General features: G+C 47.4%; 17 protein-coding genes and 1 pseudogene. 4 read left to right on the forward strand and 14 right to left on the reverse strand.

Annotated elements, in window-relative coordinates; all coding sequences use genetic code 11:
• From U1I11_RS18115 to U1I11_RS18130, 4 genes are all read right to left on the reverse strand, one after another.
• On the reverse strand, positions 1–2,192 hold a 2,192-nt coding region (locus tag U1I11_RS18115), incomplete at its 3' end, for an Ig-like domain-containing protein (RefSeq protein ID WP_322907541.1).
• Positions 2,193–2,788: 596 nt separating this feature from the next.
• The gene (folE, locus tag U1I11_RS18120) at positions 2,789–3,385 is read right to left on the reverse strand and encodes a GTP cyclohydrolase I FolE (protein ID WP_322907542.1); all 597 of its coding nucleotides are present in this window, start codon (positions 3,383–3,385) and stop codon (positions 2,789–2,791) included.
• Between the two features lie 53 nt (positions 3,386–3,438).
• Positions 3,439–3,720, reverse strand: a complete 282-nt coding sequence (locus tag U1I11_RS18125) for a YneF family protein (protein WP_322907689.1) — start codon at positions 3,718–3,720, stop codon at positions 3,439–3,441.
• 146 nt (positions 3,721–3,866) lie between these two features.
• A complete protein-coding gene (locus tag U1I11_RS18130) occupies positions 3,867–4,901 on the reverse strand; it encodes an HD-GYP domain-containing protein (RefSeq protein WP_322907543.1) in 1,035 nt (344 codons plus the stop codon).
• Between the two features lie 307 nt (positions 4,902–5,208).
• Between U1I11_RS18130 and U1I11_RS18135 the strand changes: the two genes are divergently transcribed.
• Positions 5,209–5,640, forward strand: coding sequence for a DUF6526 family protein (locus U1I11_RS18135; RefSeq protein WP_322907544.1), 432 nt, complete (start codon positions 5,209–5,211; stop codon positions 5,638–5,640).
• Positions 5,641–5,770: 130 nt separating this feature from the next.
• Positions 5,771–5,848 carry a putative holin-like toxin gene (locus tag U1I11_RS21700; RefSeq protein WP_416235637.1) on the forward strand — a complete coding sequence of 26 codons (78 nt, stop codon included), beginning with the start codon at positions 5,771–5,773 and terminating at the stop codon, positions 5,846–5,848.
• 303 nt (positions 5,849–6,151) lie between these two features.
• Here the strand turns inward: U1I11_RS21700 and U1I11_RS18140 are convergent, their stop codons facing one another.
• The 3 genes and pseudogenes from U1I11_RS18140 to U1I11_RS18150 form a co-directional block, all read right to left on the reverse strand.
• Entirely contained in the window at positions 6,152–6,814 is a 663-nt protein-coding gene (locus tag U1I11_RS18140) for a methylated-DNA--[protein]-cysteine S-methyltransferase (RefSeq protein ID WP_322907545.1), read from the reverse strand.
• Between the two features lie 363 nt (positions 6,815–7,177).
• A pseudogene (queG, locus tag U1I11_RS18145) lies at positions 7,178–8,261 on the reverse strand (tRNA epoxyqueuosine(34) reductase QueG); the annotation flags it as partial.
• A gap of 393 nt (positions 8,262–8,654) precedes the next feature.
• On the reverse strand, positions 8,655–9,083 hold the full coding sequence (locus U1I11_RS18150; protein ID WP_322907546.1) for a GNAT family N-acetyltransferase: 429 nt from the start codon (positions 9,081–9,083) through the stop codon (positions 8,655–8,657).
• An 839-nt stretch (positions 9,084–9,922) separates the two neighbouring features.
• Here U1I11_RS18150 and U1I11_RS18155 point away from each other — a divergent pair.
• A complete protein-coding gene (locus U1I11_RS18155; protein WP_322907547.1) occupies positions 9,923–10,537 on the forward strand; it encodes a superoxide dismutase in 615 nt (204 codons plus the stop codon).
• A gap of 252 nt (positions 10,538–10,789) precedes the next feature.
• Here the strand turns inward: U1I11_RS18155 and U1I11_RS18160 are convergent, their stop codons facing one another.
• The 6 genes from U1I11_RS18160 to U1I11_RS18185 all read right to left on the reverse strand — a co-directional run bounded on the left by U1I11_RS18160 (position 10,790) and on the right by U1I11_RS18185 (position 19,000).
• The gene (locus U1I11_RS18160; protein ID WP_322907548.1) at positions 10,790–11,965 is read right to left on the reverse strand and encodes an oligogalacturonate lyase family protein; all 1,176 of its coding nucleotides are present in this window, start codon (positions 11,963–11,965) and stop codon (positions 10,790–10,792) included.
• A 734-nt stretch (positions 11,966–12,699) separates the two neighbouring features.
• A complete protein-coding gene (gene mutY / locus U1I11_RS18165) occupies positions 12,700–14,199 on the reverse strand; it encodes an A/G-specific adenine glycosylase (protein ID WP_322907549.1) in 1,500 nt (499 codons plus the stop codon).
• 596 nt (positions 14,200–14,795) lie between these two features.
• Positions 14,796–15,215 (reverse strand): holo-ACP synthase, encoded by a 420-nt coding sequence (gene acpS / locus U1I11_RS18170; protein ID WP_322907550.1) that lies wholly within the window; start codon positions 15,213–15,215, stop codon positions 14,796–14,798.
• A gap of 623 nt (positions 15,216–15,838) precedes the next feature.
• Positions 15,839–16,645: an ammonia-dependent NAD(+) synthetase gene (gene nadE / locus U1I11_RS18175; protein ID WP_322907551.1), complete on the reverse strand. Its 807-nt coding sequence runs from the start codon at positions 16,643–16,645 to the stop codon at positions 15,839–15,841.
• Between the two features lie 117 nt (positions 16,646–16,762).
• Positions 16,763–17,197, reverse strand: coding sequence for a BrxA/BrxB family bacilliredoxin (locus U1I11_RS18180; protein ID WP_322907552.1), 435 nt, complete (start codon positions 17,195–17,197; stop codon positions 16,763–16,765).
• Positions 17,198–17,296: 99 nt separating this feature from the next.
• Complete coding sequence (locus U1I11_RS18185) at positions 17,297–19,000, reverse strand: ATP-binding protein (RefSeq protein WP_322907553.1); 1,704 nt, start codon at positions 18,998–19,000, stop codon at positions 17,297–17,299.
• A gap of 304 nt (positions 19,001–19,304) precedes the next feature.
• On the opposite strand from U1I11_RS18185, the gene U1I11_RS18190 reads away from it, so the two are divergent.
• Positions 19,305–20,576 carry a BaiN/RdsA family NAD(P)/FAD-dependent oxidoreductase gene (locus U1I11_RS18190; protein ID WP_322907554.1) on the forward strand — a complete coding sequence of 424 codons (1,272 nt, stop codon included), beginning with the start codon at positions 19,305–19,307 and terminating at the stop codon, positions 20,574–20,576.
• A 180-nt stretch (positions 20,577–20,756) separates the two neighbouring features.
• Here the strand turns inward: U1I11_RS18190 and U1I11_RS18195 are convergent, their stop codons facing one another.
• On the reverse strand, positions 20,757–21,668 hold the full coding sequence (locus tag U1I11_RS18195) for a glycerophosphodiester phosphodiesterase family protein (protein ID WP_322907555.1): 912 nt from the start codon (positions 21,666–21,668) through the stop codon (positions 20,757–20,759).
• Between the last annotated feature and the right edge of the window lie 94 nt (positions 21,669–21,762).

The following is a 21,762-nucleotide window of genomic DNA, read 5'->3' on the forward strand; positions in this document are numbered from 1 at the left end:
TGGAACGTTACGTTTGCCGTTTGTGCTACGGTGACCGCATCGGCGGTCACTGCGGCGGTGTATGTGACCACTTCGGCTTTGGTGCTCTTGACCGTAAAGGTCGCGATTCCGCTTGCATCGGTAACTGCCTGCGTTGCCGTAATCGTTGAGCTGCCACTTCCTTGTGTCAAACTGACCGTTTTGCCGCTGATCGCATTGCTGTTAATATCTTTGAGTGTGACCGTTACGGTTGCGCTATCGCTATTGTCCGCGAGCACATTCGCTTTCGAGACGGTTACGCTTGATTGCGCTGCATTTACGGCACCTGCGGTAAAGGTAATTTGTTTCGTCTGTGTAATCGGGATGGAATCGCTGCTGTCGGTCGCGGTGTAGGTGACGATTTCCATCTTTTGGCTGGTGACTGTAAAGATCGCCTGTCCGTTACTATTGGTTGTCACTGCACTATTTGGCGTAATCGTTGAGCTGCCGCTTGCTTGCGCCAGCGTTACATTTTTGCCGCTGACGGCGTTACCGTTCGCATCTTTCAGCGTTACGGTGACGGTCGCGCTATCGACTCCATCTGCACTTACGCTTGCTTTCGAGACCGCTACTGTCGATACCGATGCGTTCACCGCTCCCGGCTGGAACGTTACGTTTGCCGTTTGTGCTACGGTGACCGCATCGGCAGTCACTGCGGCGGTGTACGTGACCGCTTCGGCTTTGGTGCTCTTGACCGTAAAGGTCGCGATTCCGCTCGCATTGGTAATTGCCTGGGTCGCGGTAATCGTCGAGCTGCCACTTCCTTGCGTCAAACTGACCGTTTTGCCGCTGATCGCATTGCTGTTGATGTCTTTGAGCGTGACGGTGACGGTTGCGCTATCGCTATTGTCCGCGAGCACATTCGCTTTCGAAACCGTGACGTTCGACTGTGCAGCATTTACTGCACCTGCGGTAAAGGTAATTTGTTTCGTCTGTGTAATCGGGATGGAATCGCTGCTGTCGGTCGCGGTGTAGGTGACCGTTTCCATCTTCTGACTGGTGACTGTAAAGGTAGCTTGTCCGTTACTATCGGTTGCCACTGCACTGTTCGGCGTAATCGTTGAGCTGCCGCTTGCTTGCGCCAGCGTTACATTTTTGCCGCTGACGGCGTTACCGTTCGCATCTTTCAGCGTTACGGTGACGGTCGCGCTATCGACTCCATCTGCACTTACGCTTGCTTTCGAAACCGCCACCGTCGATACCGATGCACTTACCGCTCCCGGCTGGAACGTTACGCTGGCGGTTTGTGCTACGGTGATTGAATCGGCAGCGATGGCGGCGGTATAGGTCGCTTGCTCTGCTTTTGTATTTGTTACGGTGAAGGTGGCTACACCACTGCTGTCTGTCGTCGCTTGAGCAGGTGAGATGACGGAACTGCTTGCTCCTTTGGACAATGTAACTACCTTGCTGCTCAATGGATTGTTGCTAGCATCTTTTACCGTAACCGTAACGGTTGCACTGTCTGATCCATTGGCAAGTGCAGTCGCTTTGGATACCGAAACTTGGGATTGGGTGGCATCTGCTACTGCCCCGCCTGCTACCTCGGTTAATGTAGGGGCAGCGTTGATAATCTTGATTTGGTTTTTTTTCGATGTCACGCTAGAGCTTTCCGGCCCTGTAAACAGAAGCCGCAATTTGCCTCCAGCTGTGGCTTTTACCGCCTGATCCACATCAAATGTCAAAGGCGATCCATTACTAATACTAGCACTAATATCAGAGGCGGTTTTAGTATCCAACAGCCTATAATCAGCGCTACTCCGCAACGTCGACATTGAAGTTGGCCATGTACCATTACTAGTACTGTCAAACGGTGCCGACCCTACATATTGCCATACTTGCAAAATCGGAGGGTATGTCGAAGGATCATTATTAGTCACTTGATCTACCGTCAGCGACAATACCGCTTTCTGCCCAGCAGCGGGGAATCCGCTTGCAGGAATCGAATATTGTCCATAAGCATGCAGTAATTTGGCGCCGCCTGACGTTCCGCCAATATACAAAGGCGGGCCGCTCGCCGTACCATAACTATCAAAGCTATGGGTTACAAGTGTATTTGCATCCGGACTAATCGTCGCACTCGCGGCATAAGAAAATAATGTCGCTCCCGGCACCGTATTCATTACGAGCAGTATACATAACGCGCGTATCAAAGATGTTTTCAGCCATCTGTTCATTAATTTTGCTCCTTCACAATCGATTATAGGAATTACACAAACTTGCATACAGGCAAGGTAAAAATAAAAATCAATCATGCGAGGGCAGAACATCATTCAGCATAACTAAACAGAGATAGAATATCAGTCTGATAACGCGCGGTTAATTTTCGAAACGAACTGTTTTTTAATAGACAATCGTACCCCAAATTGTTTTCATAAAGCAGTGCTGCTCAAAAGTACAGATGCGGCTACATAAAAGATGTATGTACAATTTTGTCTTTTTTCAAAATTTAAAAATCTAAAAAATTCCTTTCTCCTATCTTAAGTACTATACAGGAATATATTACCACCATAAATAGCAATTTTACAATACAAATTATCTTCGTCACTAAATTAAATTGGGATATACTGCCACAAAAAAACAGGCGCTTGTCTCATCGACAACCGCCTGTTTTTGGAATTGATTACAGCTTTATAAAACAACACCGTTTAAAAGCATCACTTGTTTGTGTCCCCTTGCACTGTTAGATGCATTCCATTTCATATGGATGGATGCACCATGATCAACAATAAGCCTGCATCCCCATATCCCACTTCATACAGCTCACTCGGAACTAGTGCTCACGAATGAGCGACATAAACTCCGCACGCAGTGGAGCATCATGACGGAAACCACCACGTACGGCGGAAGTGATCGTTTTGCTGCCCGGCTTTTTGACGCCGCGTGCGCACATGCACAGATGCTCGCCTTCTACGACAACCATCACACCGGTCGGCTCCAACACTTCATCTAAAATATCAGCGATTTGGGTCGTAATCCGCTCTTGCACTTGCAAGCGACGTGTGACCGCTTCGACGAGACGGGCGAATTTGCTCAAACCGGCAATTTTACCGCTGGGCACATAACCGATATGCACCTTACCAAAAAAAGGTGCCATATGATGTTCGCATTGGCTGTAATAAACGATATCTTTGACGATGACCATCTCTTGATGATTCTCGTCAAAGGTTACGCCCAACGCATCGCGCGCATCCACGCTATATCCGGCAAAAATCTCCTCATACATCCGTGTTACCCGTGCAGGTGTTTCCAGCAATCCTTCCCGGTCGGTATCTTCACCGATCAGCTTCAGGATTTCCTTGACATGATATTCAATCTGGTCGCGATTTTCCCCGACCTTGATGTTTGTGTAATCCTTAATGCCAGCCATGCTGACCTCCTCCCACACTCAAGGCCTTCATGTACTGACGCCTGTCATGTTCATTATCTTCTGCGTTTGCCGCCACCGCGTCCCATTGGAGGCATTTGTGGCTTGGCGCCGCCCTGTTGTCCAGGCTTGCCGCCACCGTTCTTCATCATCTGTTGCGCCTGTTGCATTTGCTTCGAGTTCAGATTATATCCCATCTGTTTGGCCATCTTTTGCAGCATTTGCGGATCGTTTTGCATTTTCTCCAACTGTTTGCGCAAATAGTAGGCACCGATAAAAAATCCCCCGACCAAACCGACGATCAGAGTTACAATCGGTATGACCCAATTCCACCACATCATAAAGCCACCCCTGTATATTCATTGTCGTTCGTCCATGAAAAAGCGCATTCACTTTCCATGCTGGCATTGGCATGAACAGAAGTTATCATACCATTTTCAGCTAGGCACAGGCAAATATTTTCCTATTTATTCGAGCTGCAACTTCAGTTCATAACCGCTTCGATAAATACGGTCGTTGCACTGGCAAGATCGATCTCTTTAATCTCCATCGCATCCCCACTGCCATTCACGATTCGTACGACCGGACGACCAGGCAAACCGCGATGCTGGCGGACGACAACACCGGATTCGCGTGTAGACAAGCGAACCCCCGTGCCGTTCGGATAAACAGACACAATCCGGTTAAACTCCACCAACAACTCGCGATCAAGCGCCGTTTCGGACAACGCCATCATCGCCTCACACGCTTCATGCGGCAATAGCCCGCTGCCCCCATGCTCTTTCGTTGTAATCAAATTATCGTACGTATTCGCAATCGCTACGATGCGTGCATTGCGGTGAATTTCTTCAGCAGGCAAACCGCGTGGCTGCCCACTTCCATCCATACGTTCATGATGCTGCAAAGCGATATGCGCGATCATCAAATTAAGCTCGCGCCGTGATTTGAGCAATTCAAAACCACGCCATGTATGATGCAGTTTAGAGCCGGGAATCTGATCGAGCATATCGGTGCCGCCCAGTTTACCGATATCGTGCAGCAACGCCCCGACGCCCAGCTCCCAAAGCTGATTGCGATTCAGTCCAATATTAGTGCCAATAATCGAGCTGAGCAGACATACATTCATCGCATGTACATAAGCGGCATTGTCCGCCGTCTTAATTTCGGTTAATTGCAATTGTACCTCGCGCGTACTAAGCACATCTTCGAGCAATTGCTCTACACTTTTCGAAATTCGGGTCGGGCTCCATTCCTTGCCTGAACGCAGCGCATCAAATGTATCGCTCATCTCACCCATAATCTGCTGCTTGGTCGCTTCACTTAAAATCTCAACCAATTCCACATCATCATACTGCTCATCTTGCACATACAGCATCGTCACGCCAATCCGATTTAGCGTATTAATCATAAATACGGTAAGCTGTACACCCGCAGACAGCAAAATCGTCCCATTCCCCGAATAAATGGACTTCCCCAAATATTGTCCTGTTTCCACATCATCTATGCTGACGTACCGCATGAATATCCTCCTTTGTACGCAATGAGCAAATAAGTGCAGTCCAGTTGCTATGTAATTATAGTATTACTTTACTTTTGCACAATTTCAATAAAAAGTAAAAATTAGCGTAGTAACGATGCGGATTGGCTAACGGTAATAGCTGGCAATACTTTTATGAAAGGATAAATAAATCTGGCTAAAAATCGCCTTCGATTGGACTATCGACAGTCGGTAGCATGATTGTTCCGAATAATTCATGATAGGTTGACCATAACATGGTGTAATAATACGTGAACATCATAACGGAATAGAGAAAGGATATGTGATTATGGCAGCTCCCAACAAGAAATCGATTCGTTTTGATTGGTCGTATCATTTTGTCGCTTTGCCGCTGCTTTTAATTACGCTCGTGCTGACGATCAGCTACTGGATCGACGCACTGCGTAGCGGTGAACATACTTTACTCGCCTGGCTGCTGCTTGTGCTGCTGCTCTGCTTATGCTTTGCGATTCCGCGCATCCGGGTCTATGCAACCAAAACGCAGGATCGAATCGTGCGGATGGAAGAACAATTCAGATATTATCGTTTGACTGGTCAAGAGATCGACCCACGCCTGACACGGGAACAGATTATCGCCCTGCGTAATGCGAGTGATGCCGAATTTCCAGCATTGTGCGAACGTGCTGCCAATGAGCAACTGTCCGGCAAACAGATTCATGAGGCGATTGTGAACTGGCGGAAAGATGAGATGCGGATTTGAGTGGAGATGTTAAAAAGAAAATGGTGAGCTTTCGCTTGAATTTTGAATGATATACTTCAATTTAGCACAATAGAATAGGCTTAAAGGATGGTCGGCTAGCCTCTGTAACAAGGAGGTGATGCCAGTGGACATGTTCCAAACATTGACGCTTATGATTTCATTTGCGACATGGATTGTACTCATCCTCTCATTTAACAATAAAAAATAGACCAGCCTGGTCAAAAGGCACTGGTCTATTTTTTATGACTGTAGCTTTTTGCAGCCGAACGCCCTTAAAAGCGGCTGTTGTGCTGGAGAGTCGTGTTCGTAGCACGGCGCTTCTTTATATGTTTATTATACTGATGTGTTGATTTTCAATCAACTGTCTTGTTGGTCATTCATTTCGGTTTGTAAAATATAGAACGATCACGCTCGCTTGCGTAGCGCGAACCTCCCAAGGATTTCATGTACGCTTACGATTCGCACTTTTACCAACAAACGCATGCTATTCCAAGCTATTCAACCCGCCTGCTCAAAACAACACCGGCTCTGCTTCCGCATCACGCCAGCCTTCCAATTCCAGCAAAAACTGCTTATGCTCCAACCCACCACCGTAACCGACCAATTGCCCATTCATTCCGATGACCCGATGGCAGGGCACGATAATCGAGACTGGATTGCGATTGTTTGCACCACCGACCGCACGCACCGCTGCCGGATTACCGATTTGTAGGGCGATCTGTTTGTACGATACCGCTTTACTATACGGAATCGTCCGCAGCGCTTCCCAGACGCGAAGCTGGAAAGCCGTGCCGCGCATGTCTAGTGGCAGTTCGAATTCACGCCGTTCTCCGGCAAAATACTGCTGAAGCTGCTCCTTTGCAGCAGCCAGACGCGCTGGCGCATGCTCCAATACATGTGCACCATACCAGCGATTGCCCCATTCTGTCAGTCGTGCCGTCGCATCGGCATAGCCTCTAAACTTAATATGGCATAACCCACTGTCCGAGTGTACGAGCGTGAGTGTACCGAGCGGTGTTGCCAGCTCATCGTAATAAAGGCGGGTTAGTTCGTTACGATGAATAGGCTTGGCGTGTACGGCACTTCCCTTTTGTTCCATAGGCATTATGCCTACACGCTGTTTCATTGGCACTTTTGTCGCTTGCTCATTTTCATCTGTCATCCATTTATCCATACTCTCAACCCCCATTTGATCAGCTACAGTCAAATGACTGGCACCCTCAAATTCCGCTTGCTGCACGACTTCCAGCTCATCCGTCCCCTACCCATCTGCGCTTCGAACTCCCACTCATCCATACTCGCAATGTCCGACCTACACTTCGAACTCCCACTCATCCGTACCTCTACCTTCCACCTATCCCGATCCAGTCAGCTTATCTATCCCCGCCTCATGCCTAGCGCCAACATCTCCCATATCACTGAACTTCAGCCGCCTGCTCACTTCGCTGTTCTTCCTCCAATAGATGCTGTGCCGTCAGCAAACGCTCGATCACATCATGCTCCTGCTCGCGTGCAAGCCCTGCCTGCACCGCTGCCAGCGCCTCCGCCCCGCCGATCCGGCTCAGCGCCCATGCGGTCGTGCCGCGAATGACTGGACGCACATCTTTCAGCAGCAATTCGCGTAGTTTGGGCACTGCGCTTTTATCTTTAAAATTGCCGAGCGCGATAATCGCGTTGCGCTGGATCGGATTTTTACCGCGCCATGCGGATGATGTATCGCCAAACTCCTGCTTAAACTGCTTATTGCTTAACTCCAAAATCGGCAGCAACAACGGCTTCGCTTTTTCAGGATCAGGCTTTAGCTCAGGCTGGTGGTTCCAGATTTTTCCTTTATTTTTCGGGCATACGATCTGGCATGTGTCACAGCCGTATAAACGATTGCCGATTTTGCGCATATGCTCATCCGACAGCATACCTTTCGTTTGGGTCAGAAAAGAAACGCAAATTTGCGCATTAAGCTGCCCTGGATTGACAAGCGCACCGGTCGGGCACGCATCGATACATTTGGTGCATGTGCCACAATCTTCCGTCACCGGTGTATCCGGTGCAAACGGAAGATCTGTAATCATATCACCGAGGAAAATCCACGAACCTAACCGTGGCGAAATAATCGCACAATTATGCCCGTAAAAGCCAATCCCGGCGCGCTGCGCCACCGCACGGTCAGACAGTGCACCGGTATCGACCATACTCTCGATACGCGCTTCCGGCACACGCTCGCGAATAAAATCTTCCAGCCGCTGCATCCGGTTGCGCAGCACGGTATGATAATCCAACCCCCATGCCGAACGCGCCATAATGCCACGATACTCGCCTGGAGCTGACTTGGGTGGGTTTTCCATTTTGGAATGATATGTTACCGCAATCGCAATAATCGAGCGCGCACCACCGAGCGTGAGCGAAGGATCGATACGTTTGTCCAAATCAGGCTCCTCAAAGCCAGACTCATAACCTTTACGCCGATTTTCCTCCAACACTTCACGCAAATATAAAAAAGGATCGGCAGTCGTAAATCCGATATCGTCAATACCGAGCGCCGGCCCTGCCTCTTTAATTTCCTGCTTCAGCCGTTCCCAGCGCTGTTGCTCTACGGTAGCGGTTGATTGCTGTTGCCGTGTCACGTTACCGCCTCCTTACTGTCGCTTCCTTAATGATCGATCCAATTCCAGCACTATATCATACTTTGCCGACGATCCATCCACTGTCTATCATTGTGTTTCTTCTATATAGTATACGTGATAGTATACGTGTAAAATAGAAAAACACATCCGTTTCCCCGAATACTATCGGAAAACAAAATGTGTCCCATTAACAACGTATACGCTATCCAATCGATCACAACCGAACGGGGCGAGGCAGCAAGCCGCTCTATCCGAGAGCCGTCCTGTTGCCACAATGTGTCCGGCAGCGCCGTGATCCGTCAGGCATCACGGTCGGCTCCTGCAAGCGTGTATATTCAATCCAAATATGGTCTCTAATCTACAATCATGTGCTTTCTCTCTGTAGAAGCTTTCTCAGGCGTTGACTGCCACGATGCTTAGCTTCTCATATGTGCGCAGCACTTTACTCTCATCATAACCGAGCGCTGCATACAGCGGCATAACCGCTTCATTGTGTTCATCACCTGCGACCATGATGCCACTCACATTACGTTGCTGGAAGCGTTTCTCCATCGAAGTGATCAATGCTTTGCCGATGCCACGGCCTCTCAGATCCGGATGAACAGCAATACGGTAATAACAACCGAAATTGCGATCAATCGTACCAATTAACAAGCCAATAATCTCTTCTCCTTGCTCCGCAACGATGATCAACTCGGAATCCCAAGACAATTGTCTGGCAAAAGGTCCCATGGTGTGTTCGTAACACTCTTCGGACAAAGCCACTTTCAGCAGCTCCTGGACAAGGTGCAAATCACTCAGCTTAAAGGAACGAATATTCATCAGCCAAACTCCCTTTTCATCAGCTTAATCAAGCAATGTTTCTAATTATACCCCTACTACAGACCGCATAAGACAAGCACAAAAAAGAAGGACATCTGCATATACAAGCCACAAGCCCTACATCAACCATTGTGTAAACTGCCCTCCGGCACATTGCTCGGAATTAGCTATAACACAACCGAATATCGCGCAATATAATCGCAGTGTTAATTAAACCACATGTTTCTGAACATTACATCCATTTTCTGATGAAAGCGCTTTATAAATGGATGTTTCATCCAATTTTCATTAAATCGCTTTTCAAATTTTCATACCCATAGTGAAAACAAACTACAATCTATGAATATAAACTAGAAATGATAAATATTCTGCTAAAAATCATTATCTTAATGCGGAATTATATTGGCGACAATGACGATTATATCATTACTCTGGCGATGTCACTATACTTTTTATCATAATGAAGTCAGATATTGTTTTTACATAAAATGCCATGAATGACTTGTTTTTAAACTGTGCTTACGATCTGTTTACAATGTTAAATCATTCATTTTACCCTTTCCAACAAGGCTTGTGAGCTTTTGTGCAAAGATTCACATCTTGTTCACAAAACGAACATACGATCCACATTACAGTGGTCAATTCATGAATAATTACTCATTTATGAAAAAAAATTTTTTCGCTGTAAATGAACATAGGCAGTACTTTCTAAACACAAATGTTGATTTAGTCCAAAATATGCGGTTTAATAGATAGGGTAAGATGTTTATCTACATATGGAGTGGATATTGCTACTGCAAACGTCCGCTTCAAATCCAAATCTCAGGAGGTATTTTACGATGGCATTCGAATTACCAGCATTACCGTACCCTAACAACGCTCTGGAACCACACATCGACGAACAAACGATGATGATTCACCATGATCGTCACCATAACACATACGTAACCAATTTGAATAACGCTCTGGAAAGCGCTCCTGAACTGCAAAGCAAAAGTTTGGAAGAACTGATCTCCGACCTGAACAGCGTACCGGAAAGCATCCGTACAGCTGTACGCAACAACGGTGGCGGTCACCACAACCATAGTCTGTTCTGGGAAGTTATCGGCCCTGACGCTGGTGGCGCTCCAACAGGCGAACTGGCTGCTGCAATCGATAGCGAACTGGGCGGCTTCGATAAATTCAAAGAAGATTTCACCAAAGCAGCAACAACACGTTTTGGTAGCGGCTGGGCATGGCTCGTTGTCGGTCAAGACGGCAAACTGGCTGTAACTAGCACGCCTAACCAAGACAGCCCGATCATGGACGGTCAAACTCCACTGCTCGGTCTGGACGTATGGGAGCATGCTTACTACCTGAAATATCAAAACAAACGCCCTGATTACATCGGCGCTTTCTGGAACGTTGTAAACTGGGATGCTGTAAACGCTCGTTACACTGCTGCGAAAAAGTAAGATCGCTGATCCCCTTCTTGCTTACCGCATGCGGTAATATGATGAAACACCAGTGCCTTTAAGGTACTGGTGTTTTTTGTTTAAATCAAATTGTTGGTTGCATGCAGCAGCATACGAATTCACTTAGTAGGCTGACCGAGCTAAAGGTGGAGTTTAATGTTATATCGCCTAGAGAAGTTGCTGGTGTGCTGAAGGTATATGTTAATGCGATGGAATCGATCAGACAGCACACTTAAGGTCGCCAGCCCCCGCCTAACTTTCCCAACGCGGCAATGTAGCAACATCTTCCGGCAACTCCACCATATACAGATTGCCATACCCATTACGATCACTATTAAAAAACAATTTGCGTCCGTCTTCACTCAAACGCGGATGTGCATGCAGCTTTTGCGAATGAAAGCTGCAACGCAGTTCGCACACCGTATAAGGTTCTGTATACGCTACGGTCACGTTATCAGCCGCATCCAACTGCCGGCGCCATAATGTCAACCGATCCATTTCCCCTTGCCCATCAGCGACAACGAGCTGTTCATTTTGATATAAATGCCATGTCGCAAACGGCATTTCCCATTCCTCCATACTTGTATTATCATACCGAATCCGCCCGAAAAAGCTGCTTCCATCCGCACGTATGCCATGATAACCGATCCGTTCCCCATCCGGCAAAAAGCATTCATGTCCAACCGACTCCCCCGCCATTAACCGTGGGCGAATCCGCCATACACGCCCATCGCGCAAATCGATGCCCCATATGCGCTGCTCCACCAGATGCCACGGCCCTTCCTGGCAAAATGTAGCCAGCCACGGCAGACGCGGCGAAGCGTTCAAATGTGTAATAAAACGATGCTCCCGATACATTTCACGCGCCTGACCGGTGTTCAGGTTAATCTGCATAATCCGGCTAAGCGGCTTCGCCTCCATCCATTGCTCATGCCCTACATATCCGTTGCCAAGATCGGTATCGATCTGACCGGACAAATCTTCGCATACACAGACGAGAATGCTTTGTCCGTCCGCTGTACAGGTTATATTGCTAAGCACATGATCAGGCGGGCAGCGAAATTTGATCCGCTCACGAAAATGGGTCAAATGCAGTGCACGAACGATGTTGCCATCGGAAACGATCGCATATTGCTCATCCGGCGTTAATGCCACATCCAGATCGTCATTGCCAGTATAGGTCGTAAGCTGGGTCATTTCACCGGTCTCTAGCTGGATCGAAAACAGGTTGGCACTATTATCACGATCTGAAATGAACAACAGCCGCTTGCCGCCATCGTACAAACTCTTTTCCGTAAAATACGGCAATCGGCTATGTCCGCGATAATCGGTCAATTGATGCACACGTATGCCGGTATGACGGTCATTATACGATTTCCACTCCGGCGCCCATATCGTTCCTTTTACCATTGCAATCGTTCTGGACATGACTGCTTCCCTCCTGACGGTCAAATACATACTGGTTGCTATTAGTAGGTTGTCTCCACCAATGCTACGACATTGACTGCTTTGAATATGGACTGTACATCCGCGATCTTTCTTATGCATAGTGGAAATCTAGGCAAGAGAAAACTATATATTTAAAGCGGTCAGCGTACTAGTAGGCTGTCTCAAATGGAAATTGTGTTTGAACGTACCTTAACCTATTCATCATCAAGCAATGGTTAGATCGACAAACCGTCAATGTATTTGAGACAAGCTACTAGTAAGATATCTCAAATGAAAATTGTGTTTGAACGTACGTTAACCGATTCATCATCAAGCGATGGTTAGATCGACAAACTGTAAATGTACTTGAGACGAGCTACTAGGCAGTGTCTTCAAACCTTCAGCCTTGTCATTTTATTATTCAAGTGGGTCGCGTTTTAAGTGAGTTGGGCTGCGTATACAAGCGTAATCTAATGAATAAACGCATCGAACTGTCTATGAAGCCGTTTGAAGACACCACCTAATAAGCTGTCTCAAGTAAACATCAAGTTCGAACGTATCTGAGTATATTCATGATCAAGCGATGATGAGATAGACACACTATACATGTATCTGAGACAAGCTAATACTAGCTTAACCGAGATTGATTGGATTTTTGAAGATGGCTCAAGCTCTTATTTATAACGATCGCAGCACATAATCAACATTTAAATTTAACTTAGTCTTTATTTATACTACGCCCGTTTAATGCCAAAGTACTGCTGCAATATTTTCAAAAACAAATTCGGGAACGCATACTTTCCCATATCGTCGGCACTAATCCACCGATAATCGTACGCAAACGCTTCACCTAGCAGTGTACCTGGCACTGCCGCATACGTTTCCGGCTGCTCGGCAACGTGTTCAATTGGCTCTAGCGTATCCGCAATCGCACTTGCAGCGAGCTGCTGACGAATGCGTGTCATCACTTCCGGCGTCGCTCCGCTTAGTCGCAGATCAAACATGCCTTGCTCGACCTGTTGCTCATGCTTGTTGGCTGACATCGGTAGTGCAGCCTCATCGCGATCATGTGGATTGTCAAACGTGCCAACACGCTTATGTGCCACTTTGCCGGCATGTTCCCCTTTAGCAACAGCTGTATTTTGAACGTCATCGGTGCGCGTGAAGTCGCCTGCGCCCTTATGACACTGACGTGCAAGTGCCGCTTGGCGATCCTGCCCTGCCTCCGTACAACGGAATACACGCATATACCACTGAATATGGCTAAATGTATGCTCAGCACTCATCCATTCCAGCTGCGGACGCACTTCTACCCCTTCTGTTTCCAGCACATGACCAAGCCGCTCCATCGCTGCCGTTTCGGACAATTCCGCTCCGGCACCTGCCTTTTTCGCATCAGATGCCAGCACATGCGGCAGCTCCCACATCCGTGCTAGCAGACCGGTCGCTGGACGTTGACGAATGAGCACTTTGCCGGCATGTTCGCCTTGACCTTCAATAACTGCCAGCAGACGATACTCCGGACGCGGTGGCTTTGCTTTCGTTTTGATCGGCAATTGTTCCTCCATGCCGTTCATACGTCCTTCGCAATGTTTCATTACCGGACACGTTAGACAATGCGGCGATTTCGGTGTACAGACGAGCGCACCTAGCTCCATCAACGCCTGGTTAAAGTCGGAAGCACGACCGGTAGGAATTAACTCACCAGCTAGCTTTTCCATTTTGACACGGGTAGCGTTTTTGGCGATATCATCGCTCAGGCAAAAATAACGTGATAGCACGCGCATCACATTGCCATCCACCGCCGGAACCGGCACATTGTAAGCGATGCTTAGCACCGCTCCCGCTGTATACGGCCCGATGCCTTTGAGCGCTGATATCTCCTCCGGCGTATCTGGCACGATGCCGCCATGCCGCTCCACTACTTGCTTAGCTGCCGCCTGAATGTTACGGGCGCGCGAATAATAACCTAACCCTTCCCAATGCTTCAGCACATCTTCCTCCGGTGCCTCAGCAAGCGATTCTACGGTCGGAAAGCGCTTGGTAAACCGCAAAAAGTACGGTATAACCGTATCGACTCTCGTTTGCTGCAACATAATTTCCGATATCCAAATATGATACGGATTACGGCTACGGCGCCACGGCAGATCACGCTTATGTTCGTCATACCACGCCAGCAGCTCGCGGCTAAAATAACGTTTCGCTTCCTGTTTATCATTTATATCGTTGGACATACTCCAGCTCCTTTGTCATGCATCCCATCTATGCCTATCGTTCGTTCACACGTATAGTGTCTTGTCTCAATTTAATTTGGGCTCTGCTTAGCTTATGATCGCTTAATTAGGAACACGTTTAAATACGTTCACATCTGAATTTTAATGGAGATAATTAATATTATCTTGACCGAGATTAATGTGAATTTTGAAGCTGCTTTAAGTTTTGAAATATAGCGATTTCAGCACACAATCAACATTAACATTTAACTTGTTCGAAGTATAAAATAATAATACTCTGACCGCTTTAAATATATAATTTAAAATCATGCAGATTACCGCTATAAATAACGAGAGATTATGGATTCAAAGCCAATATTGAAAGCAGTCAAGGTAATAGTATCTTGTCTCAAATACATTTACGGTATACCTAGTTCATAATTGCTTGACAATGAACGCGTTTAGGTATGTGTGAACCTGATTTTTATTTGAGACAGAGTAATAGTAAGTTAGCGATATTAAATATTAGTTTTCGTTTATTACTTCTTTGTCGATATTGCTCCAGCTCGATGACTACCGCTTACGAGCTTCCATACCGCTTGTACATCGCTTCATCCCTATGGCAGATCATTTCCATTTCTGTCCAAACGCTCCACTACCGCAAACGCTGCTGCCATATGCGGCTGATGGGAAATGCTCAAATGCACACGGTACGAGCGCTGATCTGATTGCAGACCGAGACGCTGCCATGCGGCATCTGATAATACGACATTCGGCTTGCCGAGTCGATCTGGTAAAATCTCGATATCGTCAAAGCCGATCATTTTGCCGATTCCACAGCCAAATGCTTTCGTAATCGCTTCTTTGGCGGCAAAGCGCCCGGACACAAATTCCACTTGCCGCGCAGCTCGCCTACGGGCAATGTCCCATTCAGCGGCGGTCAGTACGCGCGCCATAAAGCGCTCACCATGCGGACGCTGCAAAATCGCTGCCACGCGCTCGATTTCAAGCACATCATGCCCTATTCCATAGATCAATCTGTGACCTCCCGACCTGTATATATGTGTATTTGCCCCTACATTGCGCATATGATCTATTGTACCAAATTGCTTGCTGTCAATCTGCGGTTAGTCGAGGTAGGCGCTGTAACAGCATATTTGCCTTCCTTTGCAACAAGCGATGGGATTGAGCAGTTTATCCAATATGACGACTGTGTTCTGCATTTCATCAACGATATGCTCGTTCATCCCGAAACAAGGCTGCTAACTTGTCTTCATTACATTTACAGTCTGTCCATCCAATCATCGCTTCATGACTAGTAGCTTGTCTCAAGTACATGTACACATCGCTTGGTACTGAATCGATTTAGGTGCGTTTAAACACAATTTTCATTTGAGACAAGTCACTAGTACTCTGACCGTTTTAATTATATAGGTTGATGCTGCACAGATTCCCTTTATAAATCAGGATATGCAGCGAATTGAAATCCAATATTGAAAGCAGTCAAGGTACTAGGTTTATGTTCAAATGCACACCGTTTACAGTGCAAATAAGACGGCGCAATCTACTGAACGATTGCTGCCGTCTTATTAAATTATGCGTCCATTGACTTCCGTGGCGATCCATCCTGTTATGTTGCGAGGATGATCGCTGCCGATGATTAAATGCCTGGAATCGGATCGCGTTTGTGTGCGGTACGTTTGTAATAACTTTCCAGACGCTCTGCCACTTCAGGGGCAACCGATTTGCCTTCCAAATAATCGCAGTTATCCGCATACGTAATGCCCAACTCCGACTCGTCTGTTTGATTTTCCCATAGACCGGCAGATGGTGCTTTGTCCAATACCGATTGCGGTACGCTCAAATGGGCAGCCAATTCGCGTACTTGACGTTTATCGAGCGTGCTCAGCGGCGTAATATCGACCGCGCCGTCGCCGTATTTAGTAAAGAAACCGGTAATCGCTTCGGACGCATGATCTGTACCGACAACGAGCAGATTGAGTGAATTGGCAATCGCATATTGTACGACCATACGTGTTCTCGCTTTAATATTACCTTTGGCTTGCGGGCTGATGGCGTCTTGTTCCAGCTGTGGCATAACGCTGTTCACCGTTTGTTCAATCGCGTCAACCGCTTTGTGCACATTCGTTTCCACTTTATATGTCAGCTTGAATGCTTCGGCAACCGCGTAGCTATCTTCGATATCGGACTGTGTGCTGTATGGCTGGAATACGCCGACCGTTTTGTATTCAGTGCCCTTTTCCGCGGTCAGCTCATCGGTTGCCTGTTTGCATAACCCTGTCGCTACCGCGCTATCAATGCCGCCGCTAATCGCGATTAGCAAACCTTGCGAACCGGACTTCTCGATGTATGATTTCAGAAAATCCACCCGTTTGCGAATTTCCGCTGCCGGATCAATCGTCGGCTTTACTTTCAGATCGTCAATAATTTGCTGCTGCATACTCATAACTGTCATCCACTCCTTCTACTGTTCTGAACGTTCCTCTTTATATATACCCATAAACAAGCAAATCCTGCAACATCACATGAAGTGACAGTTGCAGGATTCAAGGCTGGCTAACGATTACAGGCAATATTTTTCAAACGCATCATGCAGTGCGATCGAGATATCTTCTGCGGAATGATTCTCGATTTGATGACGCTCGATAAAATGAACGAGTTCGCCGTCTTTGAGCAGTGCGATCGATGGGGAAGATGGCGGATACGGTGCAAAATATTCACGCGCTTTCGCAGTTGCTTCTTTATCTTGACCGGCAAATACAGTATACAGATTGTCAGGCTTCACATCGCTTTGCAGCGCATGCGCTACACCTGGACGGCATTGACCTGCCGCACAGCCACAAACGGAGTTAATGACGATCAACGTTGTTCCTTTGGCGTTATCCAGACTTTCCTGTACTTCTTCCGGTGTACGCAGCTCTTGAATACCGATGCTGGTTAACTCGTCACGCATAGGTTGTACCATATCGCGCATATATTGATCAAATGACATTGACATTGAAGTTCACTCCTTACTTTTCATAAGCATTACTTCTATTATACACAGGTTCAGCCATAATGCCACCGCCGAAGTGGCGATTTGCGATAAAAAACCGCTTTATGATTGCTTCTTTGCCAAACGATTGACCGTTTGCACCTGCACATCAACCTGCTCAAAAATAACCGAAAAGGTCGTGCCTTTGCCTTCAACCGAATCGACGTTAATCCTGCCATGATGCCGCTCCGCAATGCTCAAACATAACGACAATCCTAGCCCGGTTCCTTTCGATTTGGTCGTATAAAATGGTTCAAATAGCTTGTCGATCCGATCTGCGGAAATGCCGGGACCGGTATCTGTGATTCGCATCACGACTTGCTCGTTAACCAGCTCGGTTTCGATCGTCATCTCCCCACTACCATCCATCGCTTCCATTCCGTTGCGCACTAGATTTAGAATCAATTGCTTGATCTCTCTGGAATTCATATATAGTTGCGGCAACGCCTCATAGGGACGGAATACGATCGATTGCCCGCGCAGATTGGCATCCGCCCACAATAACGGCAACAACTCCTGAATCACGGCGTTCAGATCACCAGGCTCTTTTTCGACAATCCGGTTCTGAGCAAGTGACAAAAAGTCGTTAATGATGCTGTTCGCACGATCCAACTCCTCCATCACGATTCTGTAATAATGATCAAGTGATGCCGGGCTTTTCTCTTTCATCAATTGCAAAAAGCCACGTACGACCGCCATCGGATTGCGAATTTCGTGTGTGATGCTGGCTGCCATTTTGCCAACGAGACTGAGCTGTTCCACATGATTCAGCTCGCTGCGCAGTTGCTCCACCTCGGTCACATCCTGCCCGACGATTACAAATCCGGTCAATTTACCGTCGGCTTCATAAAATAACGGTGCCACATTCATATATACAATCGCATAGTCTAGCCGCAAAATCTCGCTCGTAGTCGTCAAACTTTGCCGCGAACGTTCAATCATCCGCAGTGTACCGACCATTCCTTCCGTTAGCTGTGACCCTTTCATCTCAAGCAAGCAGACGTCGCTAATGTGTTCACGCGTCAAATTGGGCACTGCCCGCCGAAGCTGGGTAAGTGCAGCATCATTAATCGCGGTAATGCATCCGTTTGCATCAATCGCTGTAATCATCATCGGCGCCACATTCATTAACTGGCGCAATTTCTCCGCTTCTAGCATGACACGATTGGATAGCTCCATCATCTGACGGCTAGTCTGCTTGCGCTCAATCACGCGCTCAATCGCCTGCACACAATAATCGCCGACGATCATACCTGCTACTATAATAAGCACAATTAATCCCCACATGCTACTCATATGCTGAAGCCGATGTTCTACTAACAGCATAATGATTCCAATTAACGCACCGATCAAAATGAGCAGCATTACGATCATCCGTTTTCCGCGTAACGAAGCACGCTGAAATGACGGTGCACACCAACCCGCAAGCGGATACAATAACAAGCCGGTCTGAATGAACAAATCCGGTACATTATGCTCTGCCGTGAATAACCAATACATCGCGACTCCGAGCAACAATAACAATAGCCCACGACGGGCACCTATATACAACACTCCAACAATAAATGAAATTACACCTAGCGAAATCTGCGTGTCGATCGCACTATACAACGTCAAAATCCAACCGATCACGATACTGCATGCAAACGAGATGAGGAGCACTGGAGCAAATCCGCGCCAAGCCAAACGACCATAATGTAAGGAGTCGTTACCACTGCGCTCGACAACAGCCGAAAATACGAATACGGAGGAACCTACAGTCAGCATTTGCAGTAGGATTTCCTTGACAGCGATAATAATGATGCGCCCCTCCCTCAGTCTCTGTCCTATTTCGATTAAAGCATAGCCTGCTTGTCATTACAATATATAGTCGCTATACCAATATTTCCAATTCATTTTCTAATACCACGTTACTGTTCAGTATAAACGATTTCAACGACAAACAGTCGATAAATCCGACAAAATATAGCAATCATTTTGTCGGATGCGCAAATCGAGACCTGACTATACAGCGTTCATGGTATACTATAAGGATAGTCTTCATATTATGCATATAAAGGAACGATTACGTTTGAAATACGATATTATTGTGATCGGTGGCGGTTCCGCCGGTCTAATGGCAAGTGTGGCGGCAAGTGAGCATGGCGCGCGTGTACTGCTTGTCGATAAAGGCGATAAGCTTGGACGCAAGCTGGGCATTTCCGGTGGTGGACGCTGTAATGTAACAAATGCAAAAGAAATCGACGAGTTAATCAAATACATTCCGGGTAACGGACGCTTTTTGTACAGTGCGCTGGCGAATTTTAGCAATTTGGACATTATGCGCTTTTTTGAACAGATGGGTATTGCTTTGAAAGAGGAAGATCATGGGCGTATGTTTCCTGTATCGGACAAAGCGAAGACGGTCGTCGACGCGCTAGTAAGTCGTGTACGTGCGCAAGGTGTGGACATTCGCACGAATAGCCCGGTGGCGGAAGTGTTGTACGAACACGGTACTGCCGCTGGCGTACGGCTGCGCTCTGGTGAACGGATTCGTAGCAAAGCGGTCATTATCGCGGTCGGTGGCAAATCCGTACCGCAAACCGGCTCCGAAGGCGACGGCTATCCGTGGGCAGAACAAGCCGGGCATACGATTACCGAACTGTATCCGACCGAAGTACCACTCACTTCACCAGAGCCATTTATTCAGAGCAAAGAGCTGCAAGGGTTGTCGCTACGCAATGTCACGTTGACCGTCTGGAATCCAAAAGGCAAAAAGCTGATTATGCACGAGGGCGATATGCTGTTCACACATTTTGGCATTTCCGGTCCTGCCGCATTGCGCTGTAGTCAATATGTAGTCAAAGCGCTCAAAAAGTTCCCGGTCAACGCGGTGCAACTGACGATCGATCTGCTGCCTGATCGCAGTACAGACGATGTGTATCGCGAAACATTAACACTAGCGGAACAGGAATCCCGTAAAGCGGTAAAAAATGTAATCAAAGGTTATGTACCTGAACGCCTCATCCCGTTATTGTTGCAAAAATCCGGCATTTCCGGCGATATTACGTACGATCATATTCCAAAACAACAATGGATGGAGCTTGCGCGTCTGATCAAACAATTCCCGGTCGCTATTCATGGCACATTGTCGATCAAAGAAGCGTTTGTGACCGGCGGCGGTGTAAATTTAAAAGAAATTCACCCGCAGACGATGGAATCGAAGCTGATGCCAGGGCTGTATTTTTGCGGTGAAGTGCTCGATATACACGGCTATACTGGCGGCTACAATATTACGGCTGCCTTTACGACCGGACATGCCGCAGGCAGCAGTGCTGCCGAGTCGGTGCAGACGTTAGGGTAGTATGCTGACCAGCTTAAATTCGATGTCTGATTGACTACATCTTATGAAAGAAATACTGGAATTACAGCCTCAGAACATCTCTGCTCTGCAATATCAAACTACTTATTTAATAAAGACCTCCAATACCACATCGTGGTAAGATGGAGGTCTTTGCTTTGGGATGATACTAACCGATTCGTTTCATTCTGCCTTCACTGAACGCCGGCTTCCCGCAAGTGTACGCTCACACTCATCCAAATAACGCCGCAACTGCTCCGTATCATCCGTCTGAATCATATTAAAACCACGCTCGATATGGCTTTCCCAATGAAGCTCTGCCTCGCCAAGCTCTGACCGACCGCCACATAACGAATCCCACATCGTATTGACCCACAGCCGGCAACCATGCTGCCGAATCGTGCGCACTACATCCGTTGCAATGAGCGGGCTATCGATATGCTTAAAACAAATCTCGACCGCCTGTGGCTTCACATACCGGCAAATATCCTTCATTTGATCGGCATGCTGCTCATTGCTGCTATCCAAAATATGCATATACAGCGGCTTTTCCGACACACTGTGGATAAAACGATGCACTTCATCCGGCTCAGCCGTACTTTTAAACAATGTTTGCTGCACCGTTCCTGTCCGTTCCAATACCCGGTAAACTTCGTCTCGCCATACCCAGCATTTGTCCAAGTTGATCATCACTTTATTGCGCGTCAAAATCATAACTTCTTCCAACGTAGCAATCGTATAATTAGTCAGCAATTGCGCTGCACCGCCCTGATGTTGACGTAAACGTAGCGCGCGCAACTCCGCCAGCGTCATCTCGGCAATCGTCCCACTGCCATCGGTCATCCGGTCTACCGTCTCATCATGCATAAGCACAAATGCGCCATCCCGTGTACGCTGAACATCAATCTCAATCAGATCAGCACGCGCCACGATCGAATATTGGATCGCTGCCAACGAATTTTCCGGTGCATGTCTCCAATCGCCGCGATGGGCTGCGATCAGAACACGTCCATTACTATCGTGGAAGCTGGACAAAATCTCATCGCAGCCTGTGCGACTTGCTCCATAGTCTGTTGTCAGGAAGTCATCTCTCATTGTCGTTGTCCCCACTTTGTTATTCCCGGTCGCAGCCGGTCGCTTTGAATGCTTGTTATCCACTTTAGCGCGTCAACATTAACGGGATTGGATA

The organism is Paenibacillus campi (assembly GCF_034659835.1).
Lineage (GTDB): Bacteria > Bacillota > Bacilli > Paenibacillales > Paenibacillaceae > Saccharibacillus > Saccharibacillus campi.